The organism is Methylobacterium crusticola (assembly GCF_003574465.1).
Classification (GTDB): Bacteria; Pseudomonadota; Alphaproteobacteria; order Rhizobiales; family Beijerinckiaceae; genus Methylobacterium; species Methylobacterium crusticola.
On the sequence record NZ_QOWC01000023.1, the window covers coordinates 17,677 to 32,124 of the forward strand.

Sequence of the window (14,448 nt, forward strand, 5' to 3'; positions counted from 1 at the left end):
AGAGACAACGCGAACACCCCTCGAAGAGGCTGACCCAATGGCTCAAGCCGCGACGGCCGGGCACGACGACGCCCACGCCCACACGCCCCCATTCTTCCAGCGCTGGTTCAACTCGACCAACCACAAGGACATCGGCACGCTCTACCTGCTGTTCGCCTTCTCGGCGGGCATCGTGGGCGCCTTCCTGTCCTTCGGCATCCGGATGGAGATGGAGCAGCCCGGGCTGCAGTACTTCTCCAACCCGCAGACCTACAACGTGTTCGTGACCGGCCACGGCCTCATCATGGTGTTCTTCATGGTGATGCCGGCGCTGATCGGCGGCTTCGGCAACTGGTTCGTGCCGCTGATGATCGGGGCGCCCGACATGGCGTTCCCGCGCATGAACAACATCTCGTTCTGGCTCACCGTGGCGGGCTTCGCGAGCCTCGTCTGCTCGCTGTTCGTCGAGGGCGCGCCCGGCGCGGTCGGCGCCGGCACGGGCTGGACCGTCTACCCGCCGCTCTCCACCGTGGGCCATCCCGGGCCCGCCGCCGACTTCGCGATCTTCGCCCTGCACCTCGCCGGCGCGGGCTCGATCCTCGGCGCCATCAACTTCATCACCACCATCCTGAACATGCGCGCGCCGGGCATGACCCTGCACAAGATGCCGCTGTTCGCCTGGTCGATGCTGGTGACGGCGTTCCTGCTGCTGCTGTCGCTGCCGGTGCTCGCCGGCGCCATCACCATGCTGATCACCGACCGCAACTTCGGCACCACGTTCTTCGATCCGGCCGGCGGCGGCGACCCCATCCTGTACCAGCACCTGTTCTGGTTCTTCGGCCACCCCGAAGTCTACATCATGATCCTGCCGGCCTTCGGCATCGTCTCGCACATCATCTCGACCTTCTCGCGCAAGCCGGTCTTCGGCTACCTGGCGATGGCCTACGCGATGGTGGCGATCGGCGTCGTCGGCTTCGTGGTCTGGGCCCACCACATGTACACGGTCGGCCTGACCCTGCAGACCCAGTCCTACTTCGTGTTCGCCACCATGGTGATCGCGGTCCCCACCGGCGTGAAGATCTTCTCCTGGATCGCCACCATGTGGGGCGGCTCGATCCGCTTCACCGCCGCCATGCACTGGGCGGTCGGCTTCGTCTTCCTGTTCACGGTCGGCGGCGTCACCGGCGTGATCCTGGCCAACGCGGCCGTCGACCGCTACCTGCACGACACGTACTACGTCGTGGCGCACTTCCACTACGTGCTGTCGCTCGGCGCCGTGTTCATCATCTTCGCGGGCGTGTACTACTGGTTCCCCAAGATGACGGGCCGGATCATCCCGGAATGGGCCGGCAAGCTGCACTTCTGGCTCGCCTTCATCGGCGCCAACGTGCTGTTCTTCCCGATGCACTTCCTCGGGCTCGCCGGCATGCCGCGCCGCTACGCCGACTACCCGGACGCGTTCGCGGGCTGGCACTACGTCGCCACCATGGGCGGGCACATCTTCGCCCTCGGCATGGTGGTGTTCGTGATCGGCGTCGTCCTGGCCTTCCGCTCCAAGGAGCGCGCGGCGGACAACCCCTGGGGCGAGGGCGCGACGACGCTGGAATGGACCCTGTCCTCCCCGCCGCCGTTCCACCAGTACGAGACCCTGCCGGTGATCGTGGACGAGCCGGCCCACGCCCACTGACCACGCCGGCACCCGGCCCCGGCAGCGCCCGCGAGGGCGCGCCGGGGCCGGGCGGGAGGCCGCCGCCGGTCCGGCCGGACCGGGCGCGGCGCCCTCCGATGAGGCCCGGCCGGGGATCCGCCGACGCGGCCCCCGCCGGTACGACGCGCAGGGCCGCCCCCGGGGCGGTCCTCGCTCGTCCCCCGGGCGCCCGGCGCGTCCGGCGCCCGGGGGACGAGCGGCGCCCGATGACCCGCACCGGACAGCGATCGCCATGACCACCCTGTCGAACAGCGTGAACCCCGCCCAGCCCTTCGCGGCCGCCTCGGCGCCGGCCGGCGACGTGGCCGATTACTTCGCGCTCCTGAAGCCGCGGGTGATGGCGCTCGTGATCTTCACGGCGCTCGTCGGCATGACGGTCTCGCACGCCCACGTGAACCCGGTCGTCGGCGCGATCTCGCTCTTGATGATCGCGGTCGGGGCCGGCGCCTCGGGCTGCCTCAACATGTGGTGGGACGCCGACGTGGACGCGGTCATGACCCGCACCCGCATGCGGCCGATCCCGGCCGGCCGGATCCGGCCCGGCGAGGCCCTGTCCTTCGGGCTGACCCTGTCGGTCGGCTCGGTGCTGGTGCTCGGCCTGGCGGCGAACTGGCTCGCCGCGGGCCTGCTCGCCTTCACGATCGCGTTCTACGCCGTGATCTACTCGATGTGGCTCAAGCGCGCGACGGCGCAGAACATCGTGATCGGGGGCGCCGCCGGCGCCCTGCCGCCGGTGATCGGGCAGGCCGTGGTGGCGGGCCATGTCGGCATCGAGAGCACCGTCCTGTTCCTGATCATCTTCATCTGGACGCCGCCGCACTTCTGGGCGCTTGCCCTCGTCAAGGCGAGCGAGTACGCCCGCGCCGGCATCCCGATGATGCCCAACGTGGCGGGGCCGGACTCGACCCGGCGCCAGATCGTCGGCTACTCGGCGCTGCTCGCCCCCCTCGGCCTCGCGCCGGTGGCGCTCGGCTTCGGCGGCCTGATCTACGCGCTCGTCGGCCTCGTCTGCGGCCTCGCCATGCTGGCCCTCAGCGTGCAGGTCCTGCGCACCCGCGAGGGCGAGCGCGCGAACCGCGCCGCCATGAGCCTGTTCGCCTTCTCGATCCTCTACCTGTTCCTCCTCTTCTCCGCCCTCCTGGCGGAGCAGGGGCTCGGGCTGTTCCGGCCCGTCCTCGGTTGATCCCCGTGATGAGTGCGTTGCCCCAGCTGACCCCCGACGAGATCCGCCGCCGGCGCAAGCGCTCCGTCGCGATCGCGCTCGTGCTCGCCGCCCTGGTGGCGATCTTCTACGCCCTGACCATCGCGAAGCTCGGGCCCCAGGTCCTGAACCGGCCGCTCTAGGCGGCGCGCTAGTAGGCAGCCCCATGAGGTCGCGGATGACCCCGAGCCGCACAGCACCCCCCCTGCCCCGCCGGGCGCGCAGCACGCTGCTCGCCTGCCTCGGGCTCGTGGCCGGCATGACCGCCCTCGCCTTCGCGTTCGTGCCCCTCTACAGCCTGTTCTGCAAGGCGACCGGCTACGACGGCACGCCGCTCACGGGCGCGGCGCGGACCGGGCCGGTGAGCGAGGCCAGCCTGGTGGTGCACTTCGACACCAACGTGGCCCCGGGCCTGCCCTGGCGCTTCCAGGCGGAGACGCCCCGGATCGAGGCGCGGCTCGGCGAGACCAAGACGGTGTTCTTCCGCGTGCGCAACACCGGCACGGTGGCGAGCACCGGCATCGCCGCCTTCAACCTGCAGCCCGGCCTGACCGGCGGCTACTTCGTGAAGGTGCAGTGCTTCTGCTTCAACGAGCAGACGCTCCAGCCCGGCGAGACCATGGACTTCCCGGTGGTGTTCTACATCGAGCCCGGCATCCGGACCGACCCGAACACCCGCGATCTCACCGAGATGACGCTGTCCTACACCTACTTCGCGTCGAAGAACGGCCAGCCCACGGCCGCGCTCGCGACGCAAGGGGCGGGGGCGTCGCGGCCGAACTGAGCGCCCGCCCGGTGACAAGCGCGCCGGGCAGGCGCTAAAGCGTGACCGTGGGGCCCCCGGGGCGGGGCCGCCGACCGCGGTGATGCGACGCAATCCACGACGGCCGGCGCGGGGCGCGCCCGGTCCCAGAGAGGCAGGAGACCCGATTCGATGGCCGAGGCGCACCCGAAGCACCACGACTACCACCTCGTCAATCCGAGCCCGTGGCCTCTCATCGGCTCCATCAGCGGCTTCCTGATGACCTCGGGCGGCGTGCTGTGGATGAAGAGCATGACGATCGCCAACATGGCGATCGGTCCCTACGTGTTCTTCACCGGCGTGGCGGGCGTGCTCTACACCATGCTGAGCTGGTGGCGGGACGTCGTTCACGAGGCGAACACCGGCGACCACACCCGCGTGGTGCAGCTCTCGCACCGCTACGGCATGATGATGTTCATCGCCTCCGAGGTGATGTTCTTCGTCGCCTGGTTCTGGGCCTACTTCGAGGCGGCGCTGTACACGGCCGACCCGATCCAGGCCTCGCGGGTCGACTTCACCGGAGGCCTGTGGCCGCCCAAGGGCGTCGAGGCCTTCGACCCCTGGCACCTGCCGCTGCTCAACACGCTGATCCTGCTCACCTCGGGCACCACCGTGACCTGGGCCCACCACGCCCTCCTCAACAACGACCGCAAGGGCCTGAAGTACGGCCTGTGGCTCACCATCGCCCTCGGCCTGCTGTTCTCCTGCGTGCAGGCCTACGAGTACGGCCACGCCCATTTCGGCTTCTCGGGCAGCATCTACTCGGCGACGTTCTTCATGGCGACGGGCTTCCACGGCGCCCACGTCATCATCGGGACGATCTTCCTGGCGGTCTGCCTCTACCGGGCCTATCTCGGCCAGTTCACGCCGCGCCAGCACCTCGGCTTCGAGTTCGCCGCCTGGTACTGGCACTTCGTCGACGTGGTGTGGCTGTTCCTGTTCGCGGCCGTCTACGTCTGGGGCTCCGGCATCGGCCACGGCGCCGCGCACTGAGCGCGCCGCCGCCCGGCCTGGCGCCCGGACGCGACGAAACGACCCGAGGGGCGGCGAGTGCCGCCCTTTCTCTTTGGCGCGCCAAGGCCCCATATCGCGCTCACGGCCCCCGGAGCGTTCAGGAGCAACCCCCACCGTGGATGAGATCCGCACGACCGACTCGCCGGCGCTGTCCGGCCTGCGCGGGCGCTGCCCCCGCTGCGGCGAGGGCCACCTGTTCGCGGGCTACCTCGGCTTCCGCCCCGCCTGCGAGGTCTGCGGACTGGACTTCAAGTTCATCGACTCGGCCGACGGTCCCGCCTTCTTCGTGATGTCGATCGTCGGCATCGTGGTGGTGGGCCTCGCCATGTGGGTCGAGTTCACCTACGAGCCGCCGATGTGGGTGCACGCGGCGCTCTGGGGCCCCCTCGCCATCGTCCTCAGCCTCGTCCTCGTGCGTCCCCTCAAGGGCATGATGGCGGCGCTGCAATACACCAACAAGGCCGCGGAGGGGCGCTTCCGCTGATGGAAGCGGGGATTGCCACGGCGGAGCGGCGCTCCGCCCTGCGCGACCTCCTGGCGCCCGGGCTCGCGGCGCTGGCCTGCCTCGGCATCCTGGTCGCCCTCGGCACCTGGCAGCTCGAGCGCAGGGCCTGGAAGGAGGCGCTGATCGCGCGCATCGTCGCGCGCTCCCGCGCCGAGCCGCCGATGGCCCTGCCCTCGCCCGCGTCCTGGGATCCGGCCCGGGACGAGTTCGAGCGCGTGCGCGCCGCCGGCCGCTTCCTCCACGACCGCGAGACGCTGGTCCACGGCCTCGCCCCGGGCGAGACGCCGGGGCGGGCGCTCCAGGGCTACTACGTGGTCACCCCGCTGCGCCTCGACGACGGCCGGGTCGTGCTGGTCAACCGCGGCTTCGTGCCGACCGAGCTGAAGAATCCGCGCGACCGCGCCGCGGGCCAGGTCGAGGGGGCGGCGACCGTCACCGGCATGCTGCGCCAGAGCGAGGCGCGCGGGATGTTCGTGCCCGCCCCGAATGCCGCGACCGGCGAGTGGTTCAACCGGGACGTGGCCGGCATCGCCGCCGCCCGGGACCTTCCCGGGGCCGCCCCCTACCTGATCGAGGCCGACGCGACGTCCAATCCCGGCGGCTGGCCCCGCGGCGGCCAGCTCCGGGTCGACCTGCCGAACAACCACCTGCAATACGCCTTCACCTGGTACGGGATCGCGCTCTGCCTCGTCGGCGTGTTCGGCGCCTTCGCGTGGCGCCGGGTGCACGGCGACGAGGGCGCCTGATCCCGGGCGGCCCATCAAAAACGGTAGGCAAAACCGGGGCAGCGGGTACTCTCGACGCCGATCGCGGACCCTCTCCAGCGCGGAGTCTCCCTGCCGATGCGCGCCATCCTCGCCCTCCTGACCCTGATGGCCTTCCCGGCGCTCGCCACCGAGGCGCCCGACCAGGAGGCGGCCCGGGCCGCGATCGTGCGCCAGCAGGAATCCTTCCGCCGCGACGACGCGGCCGGGGCCTACGCCCAGGCCGCGCCCGCCATCCAGCGGATGTTCGACACGCCGGAGCGCTTCATCGGCATGGTCCGGGACGGCTACGCGCCGGTCTACCGCAACCGCCGCTTCGACTTCGACCGGGCCGAGGACCTGCCGGACGGGAGCTTCGCCCAGAGCGTGCGCATCCAGGACCAGGACGGCACCGACTGGGTCGCGCTCTACACCCTGGCGCGGGAGCCGGACGGAAGCTGGCGGATCACCGGCTGCCAGCTGCGCAAGGCGGCCGGCATCGCCGCGTGAGCCGGCCCGCGCCGCCGGACCGCGCCGGCTGACGGCGGCGCCGGATTCGTGTAGGGCGTCGGCAGCCTCAGGACGGATTCACCGTGCTCCATGTCTCGACCCGCGGCGGCGCCGCACCGCTGACCTTCACCGACGCGCTGCTCGCCGGGCTCGCCCGCGACGGCGGCCTCTACATCCCGCAGGCCTGGCCGCGCCTCGCCCCGGAGGTCATCGCGGGTCTCGCCGGCAAGCCCTACGCCGAGGCCGCCAAGACCGTGCTGGCCCCCCTGGTCGACGGCGAGATCCCGGCGCGCGACCTCGACCGGATGATCGAGGGCGCCTACGCGACCTTCCGGCACCCGGCGGTCTGCCCGCTGACGCAGCTCGACGACAACCTGTTCCTGCTCGAGCTCCACCACGGCCCGACGCTCGCCTTCAAGGACGTGGCGATGCAGCTCCTCGGCCGGCTGATGGACTACACCCTGAGGGCGCGGGGCTCCCGCGCCACCATCGTGGGGGCGACGTCGGGCGACACCGGCAGCGCCGCCGTCGAGGCCTTCCGCGGGCTCGACAACGTCGACGTCTTCATCCTCTACCCGCACGGGCGCGTCTCGGACGTGCAGCGCCGGCAGATGACCACGGTCGCGGCCGGCAACATCCACGCCCTCGCGGTCGAGGGCACCTTCGACGATTGCCAGGCCATCGTGAAGGCGCTGTTCCAGCATCCCCGCTTCGCCGAGGACGTGCGGCTGTCGGGGGTGAACTCGATCAACTGGGCCCGGGTCGCCGCGCAGGCGGTGTACTACTTCACGAGCGCGGTCGCCCTCGGGGCGCCCCATCGCCGGGTCTCGTTCTCGGTGCCGACGGGCAATTTCGGCGACATCCTGGCCGGCTGGGCGGCCAAGCGCATGGGCCTGCCGGTCGGGCGGCTGATGATCGCCACCAACGCCAACGACATCCTGGCGCGCACCCTCGCGACCGGCGCCTACGAGCTCCGGGGCGTCTCGCCCACCACCTCGCCCTCGATGGACATCCAGGTTTCGTCGAACTTCGAGCGCCTGCTGTTCGAGGCCCTCGACCGCGACGCCGGCGCGGTCGGCCGCCTGATGGCGGGCCTGAAGCAGTCGGGCACCTTCACGCTCGAGCCCGGCGCCCTCGCGCGCATCCGGGCGGAGTTCGACGCCGAGGCGGTGCCCGAGCCGGACGTGGCGGCGGAGATCCGCGACGTCCACGCCCGGACCGGCGTCGTGCTCGATCCCCACAGCGCCATCGGGGTCCGGGCCGCCCGCCGGCTCGTCGCCGACGACCCGGCGACGCCCGTCGTCGCCCTCGCCACCGCGCACGCGGCGAAGTTCCCGGACGCGGTCGCGGCCGCGACGGGCCTGCACCCCGCGCTGCCGCCCCACCTCGCCGACCTGATGGGCCGGCCCGAGCGCTTCACCGTGCTGCCGAACGACGAGGCCGCGGTCGAGCGCGTCATCCGCGAGCGCGCCCGCATCGTGCGGGGGGCCGCCGCGTGAACCAGCACTTCGCCACCCTGGGCGCCTCTCCGGACCTGAAGATCACCCGCCTCGCCAACGGCCTCACGGTCGCCACGGAGGCCATGCCGGGCCTCGCCACCGCGACGCTCGGCGTCTGGGTCGGGGCCGGCTCCCGGCACGAGCGGCCGGAGGAGCACGGCCTCAGCCACCTCATCGAGCACATGGCGTTCAAGGGCACGGCGACGCGCTCGGCCCGCCGCATCGCCGAGGACATCGAGAACGTCGGCGGCGAGATCAACGCCGCCACGAGCGCGGAGCAGACCAGCTACACCGCGCGGGTGCTGGGAGAGGACGCCGAGGTCGCCCTCGACGTGCTCGGCGACATCCTGACCCGCTCCGCCTTCGACGCCGAGGAGCTCGCCCGCGAGAAGGGCGTCATCCTGCAGGAATACGCCGCCGTCGAGGACACGCCCGACGACGTGGTCTACGACGCCTTCACGGAGGCCGCCTTCCCGGACCAGCCGATCGGCCGGCCGATCCTCGGGCGCCCGGAGACCATCCGCAGCTTCGACCGCGCGGCGATCGAGGCCTACATCGCCCGCGAGTACACGCCCGGCCGCATGGTGCTGGCGGCGGCGGGGGCCGTGGAGCACGAGGCCCTCGTGGCCGCGGCCGAGCGGCATTTCGGCGCCCTCCCGGCTGGCGATCCGGGCGAGTCCGTGCCCGGCCGCTACCGGGGCGGCGAGCGCCGGATGGCGCGCAAGCTGGAGCAGGCGAACCTCGTCCTCGGCCTGCCCGGCCTGTCCTTCCGGGACGACGGCTACTACGCGCTCCACCTCTTCGCGCAAGTGCTCGGCGGCGGGCTGACCTCCCGGCTCTGGCACGAGGTCCGGGAGACCCGCGGCCTCGCCTACGAGATCCACGCCTTCCACTGGCCCTTCAGCGATTGCGGGCTGTTCGGCATCGGTGCCGGCACCGCGGGCGCGGACCTGCCGGCCCTCGTCGACGTCACGCTGGAGTGCCTCCGGCAGGCCGCCGGCACCGTCGACGCGGCCGAGCTCGCCCGCGCCAAGGCGCAGCTCAAGGTCGCGCTCCTCTCCGCGCTCGAGACGCCGGGCGGGCGCATCGAGCGCACGGCGCGCCAGCTCCTCGCCTGGGGCCGGGTGATCCCCGCCGCCGAGGTGATCGCCAAGGTCGACGCGGTGACGCCCGACGACGTCCGGGCCGCCGGCCGCACGCTCCTGGCCGGCGCGCCGACGCTCGCGGCGATCGGGCCGATCCGCAAGCTCCAGAGCCTCGACGCGGTGGCGGCCGCCCTCGCGGCGGACTGAGCGCCCGCGGGCCGGCTCGCGGTCCGGTCGCGGACTACGCCGCGGCCACAACTTGATTTGGCCGCAAAGCGGAGCGATCGAAGCCGTCGTCAGCGGCGGAGCCGGTGCGCGCGGCCGGGGGGCCACGGCCTCCGCGCCTTGCTCCCGAGCGTGACCGTCAGTACCGTTCCGTGGGCCTTCGACCTGCCTCGGGCCCGCGGCCATTCCCGTTTGGTCGGAAGACCCTCAAGCTTGCGCCACGCCTCACTCGTCCTCGCGATCCTCGTCGCCCTGCTCGGGGTCACCCTGTCCGCGCCGGCGGCCCTGGCGGTCGAGGCCGTGCGGGTCGGGCTCGATTCCCAGGCAATCGACCTCACCCCGGCGATCGAGCGCTACCGCTCCGACGGCGACCTGATCCAGATCTCGACGGCGCCCGGCAAGGACGGCATCGTGCGCCGCATCGCCGTGAAGGCGCGGGAGACCGGAGCCCGCCCGGACTGGATGGTGTTCGCGCTGACGAACGACACCGACGAGCAGATCGACCGGCTGCTCGTGGCGCCGCACTTCCGCCTCGTCGGCTCCGGGGTGATCTGGCCGGACCTCGGCGGCTCGCGCATCGCCGCGATCACGGCGAGCCAGGGCATCCGGCCCGAGCGCGACGAGAGCCCGGACGCCGACCAATTCGTCATCACCCTCGACCCCGGCACCACCGTGACCTTCGTGGCTGAGCTGCGCACGCCCAACGTGCCGCAGGTCTACCTCTGGGACCAGGACGCCTACCGCAAGAAGGCCACCGGGCTCACGCTCTACAAGGGCATCATCATCGGCATCGCGGGCCTGCTGGCGCTGTTCCTGACCATCGTGTTCGTGGTCAAGGGCGCGATCATCTTCCCGGCGGCAGCCGCCCTCGCCTGGGCGGTGCTGGCCTACGCGTGCATCGATTTCGGCTTCTTCCAGCGCGTCTTCCCGGTCACGGAGGCGGCGGAGCGGGTCTACCGCGCCTCCGCCGAGGCGGTGCTGGGCGCGACCCTGCTGGTGTTCCTGTTCGCCTACCTCAACCTCGCCCGCTGGCACGTGCGCTACAGCCACGTCGCCCTGATCTGGCTCCTGTTCCTCGCCGGCCTCGTCGGCCTCGCGGTCATCGACCCGCCGGTGGCGGCGGGCGTCGCCCGGATCTCGGTCGCGACGGTGGCGGGCGTCGGCCTGCTGCTCGTGGTCTACCTCGCGGCCCACAACGGCTACGACCGCGCCATCCTGCTGATCCCGACCTGGCTCCTGCTGCTCGCCTGGGTGGTGGCGGCGGGCTTCGCCATCACGGGCCAGCTCCGCAACGACCTCGTGCAGCCCGCGCTCATCGGCGGCCTCGTGCTGATCGTGATGCTGATCGGCTTCACGGTCCTCCAGCACGCCTTCGCGGGGGGCGGCCTCACCACCAGCCTCGTCTCCGACACCGAGCGCCGGGCCCTCGCCCTCACGGGCGCCGGCGACGTGGTGTTCGACTGGGACGTGCCGGGCGACCGGGTTTTCGCCGGCCCCGAGATCGAGGGCCAGCTCGGCCTGAAGCGCGGCGCGCTCGAGGGCCCGCAGGCGAGCTGGCTCTCGCTCCTCCACCCCTTCGACGTCGACCGCTACTCGGCGGCCCTCGACACCGTGATCGAGGAGCGCCGCGGCCGGATCGCCCAGGATTTCCGCCTCCGCTCGGCGGCCGGCCCCTACTACTGGTACCGCCTGAAGGCCCGGCCGGTGATCGGCAGCGACGGCGAGGTGGTGCGCATCGTCGGCACCATCGCGGACGTCACCGAGAGCAAGATCGCCGAGGAGCGCCTCCTGCACGACGCGGTGCACGACAACCTCACGGGCCTGCCGAACCGGGAGCTGTTCCACGACCGCCTGGACGCGGCGCTCGCGCTCGCGACCCAGGACCCGCGCTTGAAGCCGACCCTGTTCGTGCTCGACATCGACCGCTTCAAGCAGGTCAACGACGCGATCGGGCTCTCGGCCGGCGACTCGATCCTGCTCACCCTGTCGCGCCGCCTCGGCCGCCTCCTGCGCCCGCAGGACACCCTGGCGCGGGTCGCCGGCGACGAGTTCGCGGTGATCCTGCTCTCCGAACGCGACCCGGACCGCATCATCGCCTTCGCGGACATGATCCGGCGCGCCATCACGACGCCGATCACCTACGCCGACCGCGAGATCTTCCTCACGACCTCGATCGGCGCGGTGCTGCACGAGAGCGGCGCCAGCCCGAAGCGCGACGACGTGTTCAAGAACGCCGAGCTCGCGATGATCAACGGCAAGCGCCAGGGGGGCGACCGCATCGAGGTCTACCGCCCGACCATGCGGGCCGACCGCGGCGAGCGCATGATGCTCGAGAGCGACCTGCGCCGGGCCCTCGAGCGCAACGAGATCAAGGTGCTGTTCCAGCCCATCGTGCGCCTCGAGGACCGGACCGTGGCGGGCTTCGAGACGCTGCTGCGCTGGGACCATCCCAAGCAGGGGCGGATCGCCCCCCAGGTCCTGATGGCGCTCGCCGAGGAGACCGGCCTCGTCGTCAACCTCGGCGTCTTCGCCCTGGAGCGCACGGCGGCCGAGCTCGCGGCCTGGCAGCAGGCGCTGGTGGTCGATCCCCCGATCTTCGCCTCCGTCAACGTCTCGTCCCGCCAGATCCTGCGGCACGACCTCCTGCACGACGTGAAGACCGTGCTCGCCCGCACCGGCGTCGCGCCCGGCTCGCTCAAGCTGGAACTGACCGAGAGCCTGGTGATGGAGAACCCCGAATACGCCGCCCAGATGCTGGCGCGCATCCACGAGCTCGGCGCCGGTCTCTCGCTCGACGATTTCGGCACCGGCTACTCGGCCCTGGCCTACCTCCAGCGCTTCCCGTTCGACACGATCAAGATCGACCAGTCCTTCGTGCGCCAGATGGCGAACGGGCGCACGGGCATCCTGCGCTCCATCGTCCGGATGGCGCAGGAGCTCGGGCTCGAGATCGTCGCCGAGGGGGCCGAGTCCGAGGCCGACGCCCGGGCGCTCGCCGAGCTCGGCTGCGACTACGCCCAGGGCTTCGCGTTCGGCGAGCCGATGTCGGTGCTCCAGGCCCGCCAGCTCGTCGGGGCCGCGCCGGAGGCCGCCTGAGCGGCCGGCGCGGAGCGCGGGCCCGGGCACCCCGCCGGCCCCGCGCGCCCTCGTGCGCTCCCGATGAGCGCGAATGCCGCCCTCAGGCGTCGATCCTGCGCCCGCCGGCCATCTCGGCCTGCCGGCAGAGCGCCCCCAGCACCTCGACCAGGCGCTCGGGATTGAGGGGTTTGCGCAGGATCGGCAGGTCGGGCCACATCAGGCGCATCGCCCGCGGCAGCACGCCGCCGGTGCAGATCAGGACCGGGACGCCCTTGGCGATCAGGCATTCCGCCGTCGGGGTCGCCTCGCCGTCGGCGAGGTTCAGGTCGAGCACGGCGACGTCCACCACCTCGAGGTCGAGCAGCGCCAGGGCCTCGCGGTTGGTGCGGGCCGGGCCGATCGCCAGCCCGTCCGATCCGGTGACGATCTCGGTCAGCTCCAGGGCGATCAGCGCCTCGTCCTCGACGATGAGAACCCGCCGGCCGCTGAGCATGAGGATCTCCGTCGGTTCACCGGGCCGCCGGGGCACCGAATCGTCAAGGTTGGAGGATGGGTCGGCGGGGCCGGCCGGTCAATCGGCGCGAATGCGGTGCGGCCGCTTAAACGCTCCTTAACCATGACGGCGGCATGGTCGAGCTCGGCCGAAGCGGGTCCCGGGCGTCCCTCCCGGGGCTCGCCGGCCGAGAGCGTCCAGGCATGGAGAGGCGGACGATGGCCGAGGCGGCGTTGGACATCGCGCGGGAGCGGGGCGGCGGCACCGATCTGGTGCGCCGGCTGCTGGTCCGGCCCGACTGGGTCTCGAGCCACAGCGACGCCCGGCCCGACAACGAGGATCGGGACGACGACGTCGTGGCCCACCTCGAGGCCGAGAACCGCATCGTGAAGGCGGTGCTCCGGTCGGAGCGCCAGCAGACGGCCGCGCTGCGGGCCCGCCTCGCCGCCCTGACGGGCGGGCCGCTGCCCGACGACGTCCGGGCCGACCGCGACCGCTGGGCCTCGCTCGTCGAGCGGCTCCTCTTCGCCGGCCGCTGATCCCGGCCCAGCCCCCACACCCGTCCCGGGCGGCCCGCCCGCCGGGCGGCCTCGCCAAGGACGCACGGAGACGGCCATGCGCTCCCGCTGCTCGCTCGTCGTCAACGGCAAGACCGTCCGGGTCGCAACCGGGGACACGCCCTTCGAGGCCGCCCTGCCGGGCGGCGTGGCGGCGGGCCGGGACGGCACCGTGCAGGACGCGGTGCCGCGCCTGCGCAACACCAGCCGCACGCGGCCGCGCCTCGGCGACGGCGCGGGCACGCGGCCGAGCCCCGCCCCCACCCCCCTCTCCGCCCTGCGCACGGTCAAGCGCGCCGGCACGCTGCTCTGCGCGACCCCGCTCGGGGGCGCCGTGGTGGAGCTCGTCGTGACCGTGTCGCGCCCCCTCGACGTGGCGCCGGGCCAGGCCGTCGAGGTCGCCTTCGCGGGGCTGCCGCCGCGGCCCTACTGCCCGACCCAGCGCATCGACGGCACCACCGAGCTGAACGAGCTCGTCTTCCACGTCCGCGCCGATTGCGGCGCCGTCGGGCCCGCCCTCGGCGGCACCGTCCGGCCGGGGCACGTGGTCCGCGTCAAGGGGCCGGCGGGCGGCACGCCCTACCGGCCGGGCCCCGGCCGCCTGGTCCTCGCCGCGGCCGAGACGGGCTTCGCGCCGATCTGGGCCATCGCCCGCGCGGCGCGCTATCTCGAGGCCGGCCGCGAGATGGTGCTGGTGGTGGGCGCGCGCGACGCGGACGACCTCTACATGCGCCCGGCCCTGGACTGGCTGCGCCAGACGGGCGTGCAGCAGATCACGCTGGCGGCGAGCCGCGAGAGGCGGGGCCTCGCCGACGTGCGCTCGGGGCCGGTGACCGCCTACCTGTCGGGTCTCCGGCCGAGCGACACGGTCCACGTCGCCGGCCCGCCGGACCTCGTGCGCGGCGTCGAGATGCTGTGCGCGGGCGCCGGCGCCACCTGCATCGGCCTGCCGTTCCTGCCGACCCGCAGCCGGGCCCGCAGCCTCGTCACCCCGGGCGACGCCGGGGCGCAGCGCGGGATGTAGGCCGGGGATCCCCGCCGGACGACGC

14 protein-coding genes are annotated in these 14,448 nt (G+C 72.7%); 13 read left to right on the plus strand and 1 reads right to left on the minus strand.

The features are described from left to right. Positions 1-37 precede the first annotated feature (37 nt). The 11 genes from ctaD (at position 38) to DT057_RS13585 (ending at position 12,367) form a co-directional block, all read left to right on the plus strand. The gene (gene ctaD, locus DT057_RS13540; protein ID WP_128562633.1) at positions 38-1,666 is read left to right on the plus strand and encodes a cytochrome c oxidase subunit I; all 1,629 of its coding nucleotides are present in this window, start codon (positions 38-40) and stop codon (positions 1,664-1,666) included. A gap of 253 nt (positions 1,667-1,919) precedes the next feature. Further along, on the plus strand, positions 1,920-2,870 hold the full coding sequence (locus DT057_RS13545; RefSeq protein WP_128562634.1) for a heme o synthase: 951 nt from the start codon (positions 1,920-1,922) through the stop codon (positions 2,868-2,870). Positions 2,871-2,878: 8 nt separating this feature from the next. Continuing rightward, positions 2,879-3,031, plus strand: a complete 153-nt coding sequence (locus DT057_RS36145; RefSeq protein WP_203236270.1) for a hypothetical protein — start codon at positions 2,879-2,881, stop codon at positions 3,029-3,031. 35 nt (positions 3,032-3,066) lie between these two features. After that, on the plus strand, positions 3,067-3,672 hold the full coding sequence (locus tag DT057_RS13550; RefSeq protein WP_128562635.1) for a cytochrome c oxidase assembly protein: 606 nt from the start codon (positions 3,067-3,069) through the stop codon (positions 3,670-3,672). A gap of 150 nt (positions 3,673-3,822) precedes the next feature. Next, positions 3,823-4,683, plus strand: a complete 861-nt coding sequence (locus tag DT057_RS13555) for a cytochrome c oxidase subunit 3 (protein WP_128562636.1) — start codon at positions 3,823-3,825, stop codon at positions 4,681-4,683. 136 nt (positions 4,684-4,819) lie between these two features. Next, positions 4,820-5,188 (plus strand): DUF983 domain-containing protein, encoded by a 369-nt coding sequence (locus tag DT057_RS13560; protein ID WP_128562637.1) that lies wholly within the window; start codon positions 4,820-4,822, stop codon positions 5,186-5,188. After that, a complete protein-coding gene (locus DT057_RS13565; RefSeq protein WP_128562638.1) occupies positions 5,188-5,955 on the plus strand; it encodes an SURF1 family protein in 768 nt (255 codons plus the stop codon). Before DT057_RS13560 ends, DT057_RS13565 begins: the two co-directional genes overlap by 1 nt. Before the next feature lie 96 nt (positions 5,956-6,051). Next, positions 6,052-6,462: a DUF4864 domain-containing protein gene (locus DT057_RS13570; protein ID WP_128562639.1), complete on the plus strand. Its 411-nt coding sequence runs from the start codon at positions 6,052-6,054 to the stop codon at positions 6,460-6,462. An 83-nt stretch (positions 6,463-6,545) separates the two neighbouring features. Next, positions 6,546-7,961, plus strand: a complete 1,416-nt coding sequence (thrC, locus tag DT057_RS13575) for a threonine synthase (RefSeq protein WP_128562640.1) — start codon at positions 6,546-6,548, stop codon at positions 7,959-7,961. Then, the gene (locus DT057_RS13580; RefSeq protein ID WP_128562641.1) at positions 7,958-9,253 is read left to right on the plus strand and encodes a M16 family metallopeptidase; all 1,296 of its coding nucleotides are present in this window, start codon (positions 7,958-7,960) and stop codon (positions 9,251-9,253) included. The genes thrC and DT057_RS13580 overlap by 4 nt, the downstream gene beginning before the upstream one ends. Before the next feature lie 231 nt (positions 9,254-9,484). After that, on the plus strand, positions 9,485-12,367 hold the full coding sequence (locus tag DT057_RS13585) for an EAL domain-containing protein (protein WP_128562642.1): 2,883 nt from the start codon (positions 9,485-9,487) through the stop codon (positions 12,365-12,367). Positions 12,368-12,449: 82 nt separating this feature from the next. Here the strand turns inward: DT057_RS13585 and DT057_RS13590 are convergent, their stop codons facing one another. Next, positions 12,450-12,842, minus strand: coding sequence for a response regulator (locus tag DT057_RS13590; protein WP_128562643.1), 393 nt, complete (start codon positions 12,840-12,842; stop codon positions 12,450-12,452). Positions 12,843-13,045: 203 nt separating this feature from the next. Between DT057_RS13590 and DT057_RS13595 the strand changes: the two genes are divergently transcribed. Beyond that, on the plus strand, positions 13,046-13,381 hold the full coding sequence (locus DT057_RS13595; RefSeq protein WP_238313545.1) for a hypothetical protein: 336 nt from the start codon (positions 13,046-13,048) through the stop codon (positions 13,379-13,381). Between the two features lie 76 nt (positions 13,382-13,457). After that, the gene (locus DT057_RS13600; protein ID WP_128562644.1) at positions 13,458-14,423 is read left to right on the plus strand and encodes a ferredoxin reductase domain-containing protein; all 966 of its coding nucleotides are present in this window, start codon (positions 13,458-13,460) and stop codon (positions 14,421-14,423) included. Positions 14,424-14,448: the final 25 nt, after the last annotated feature.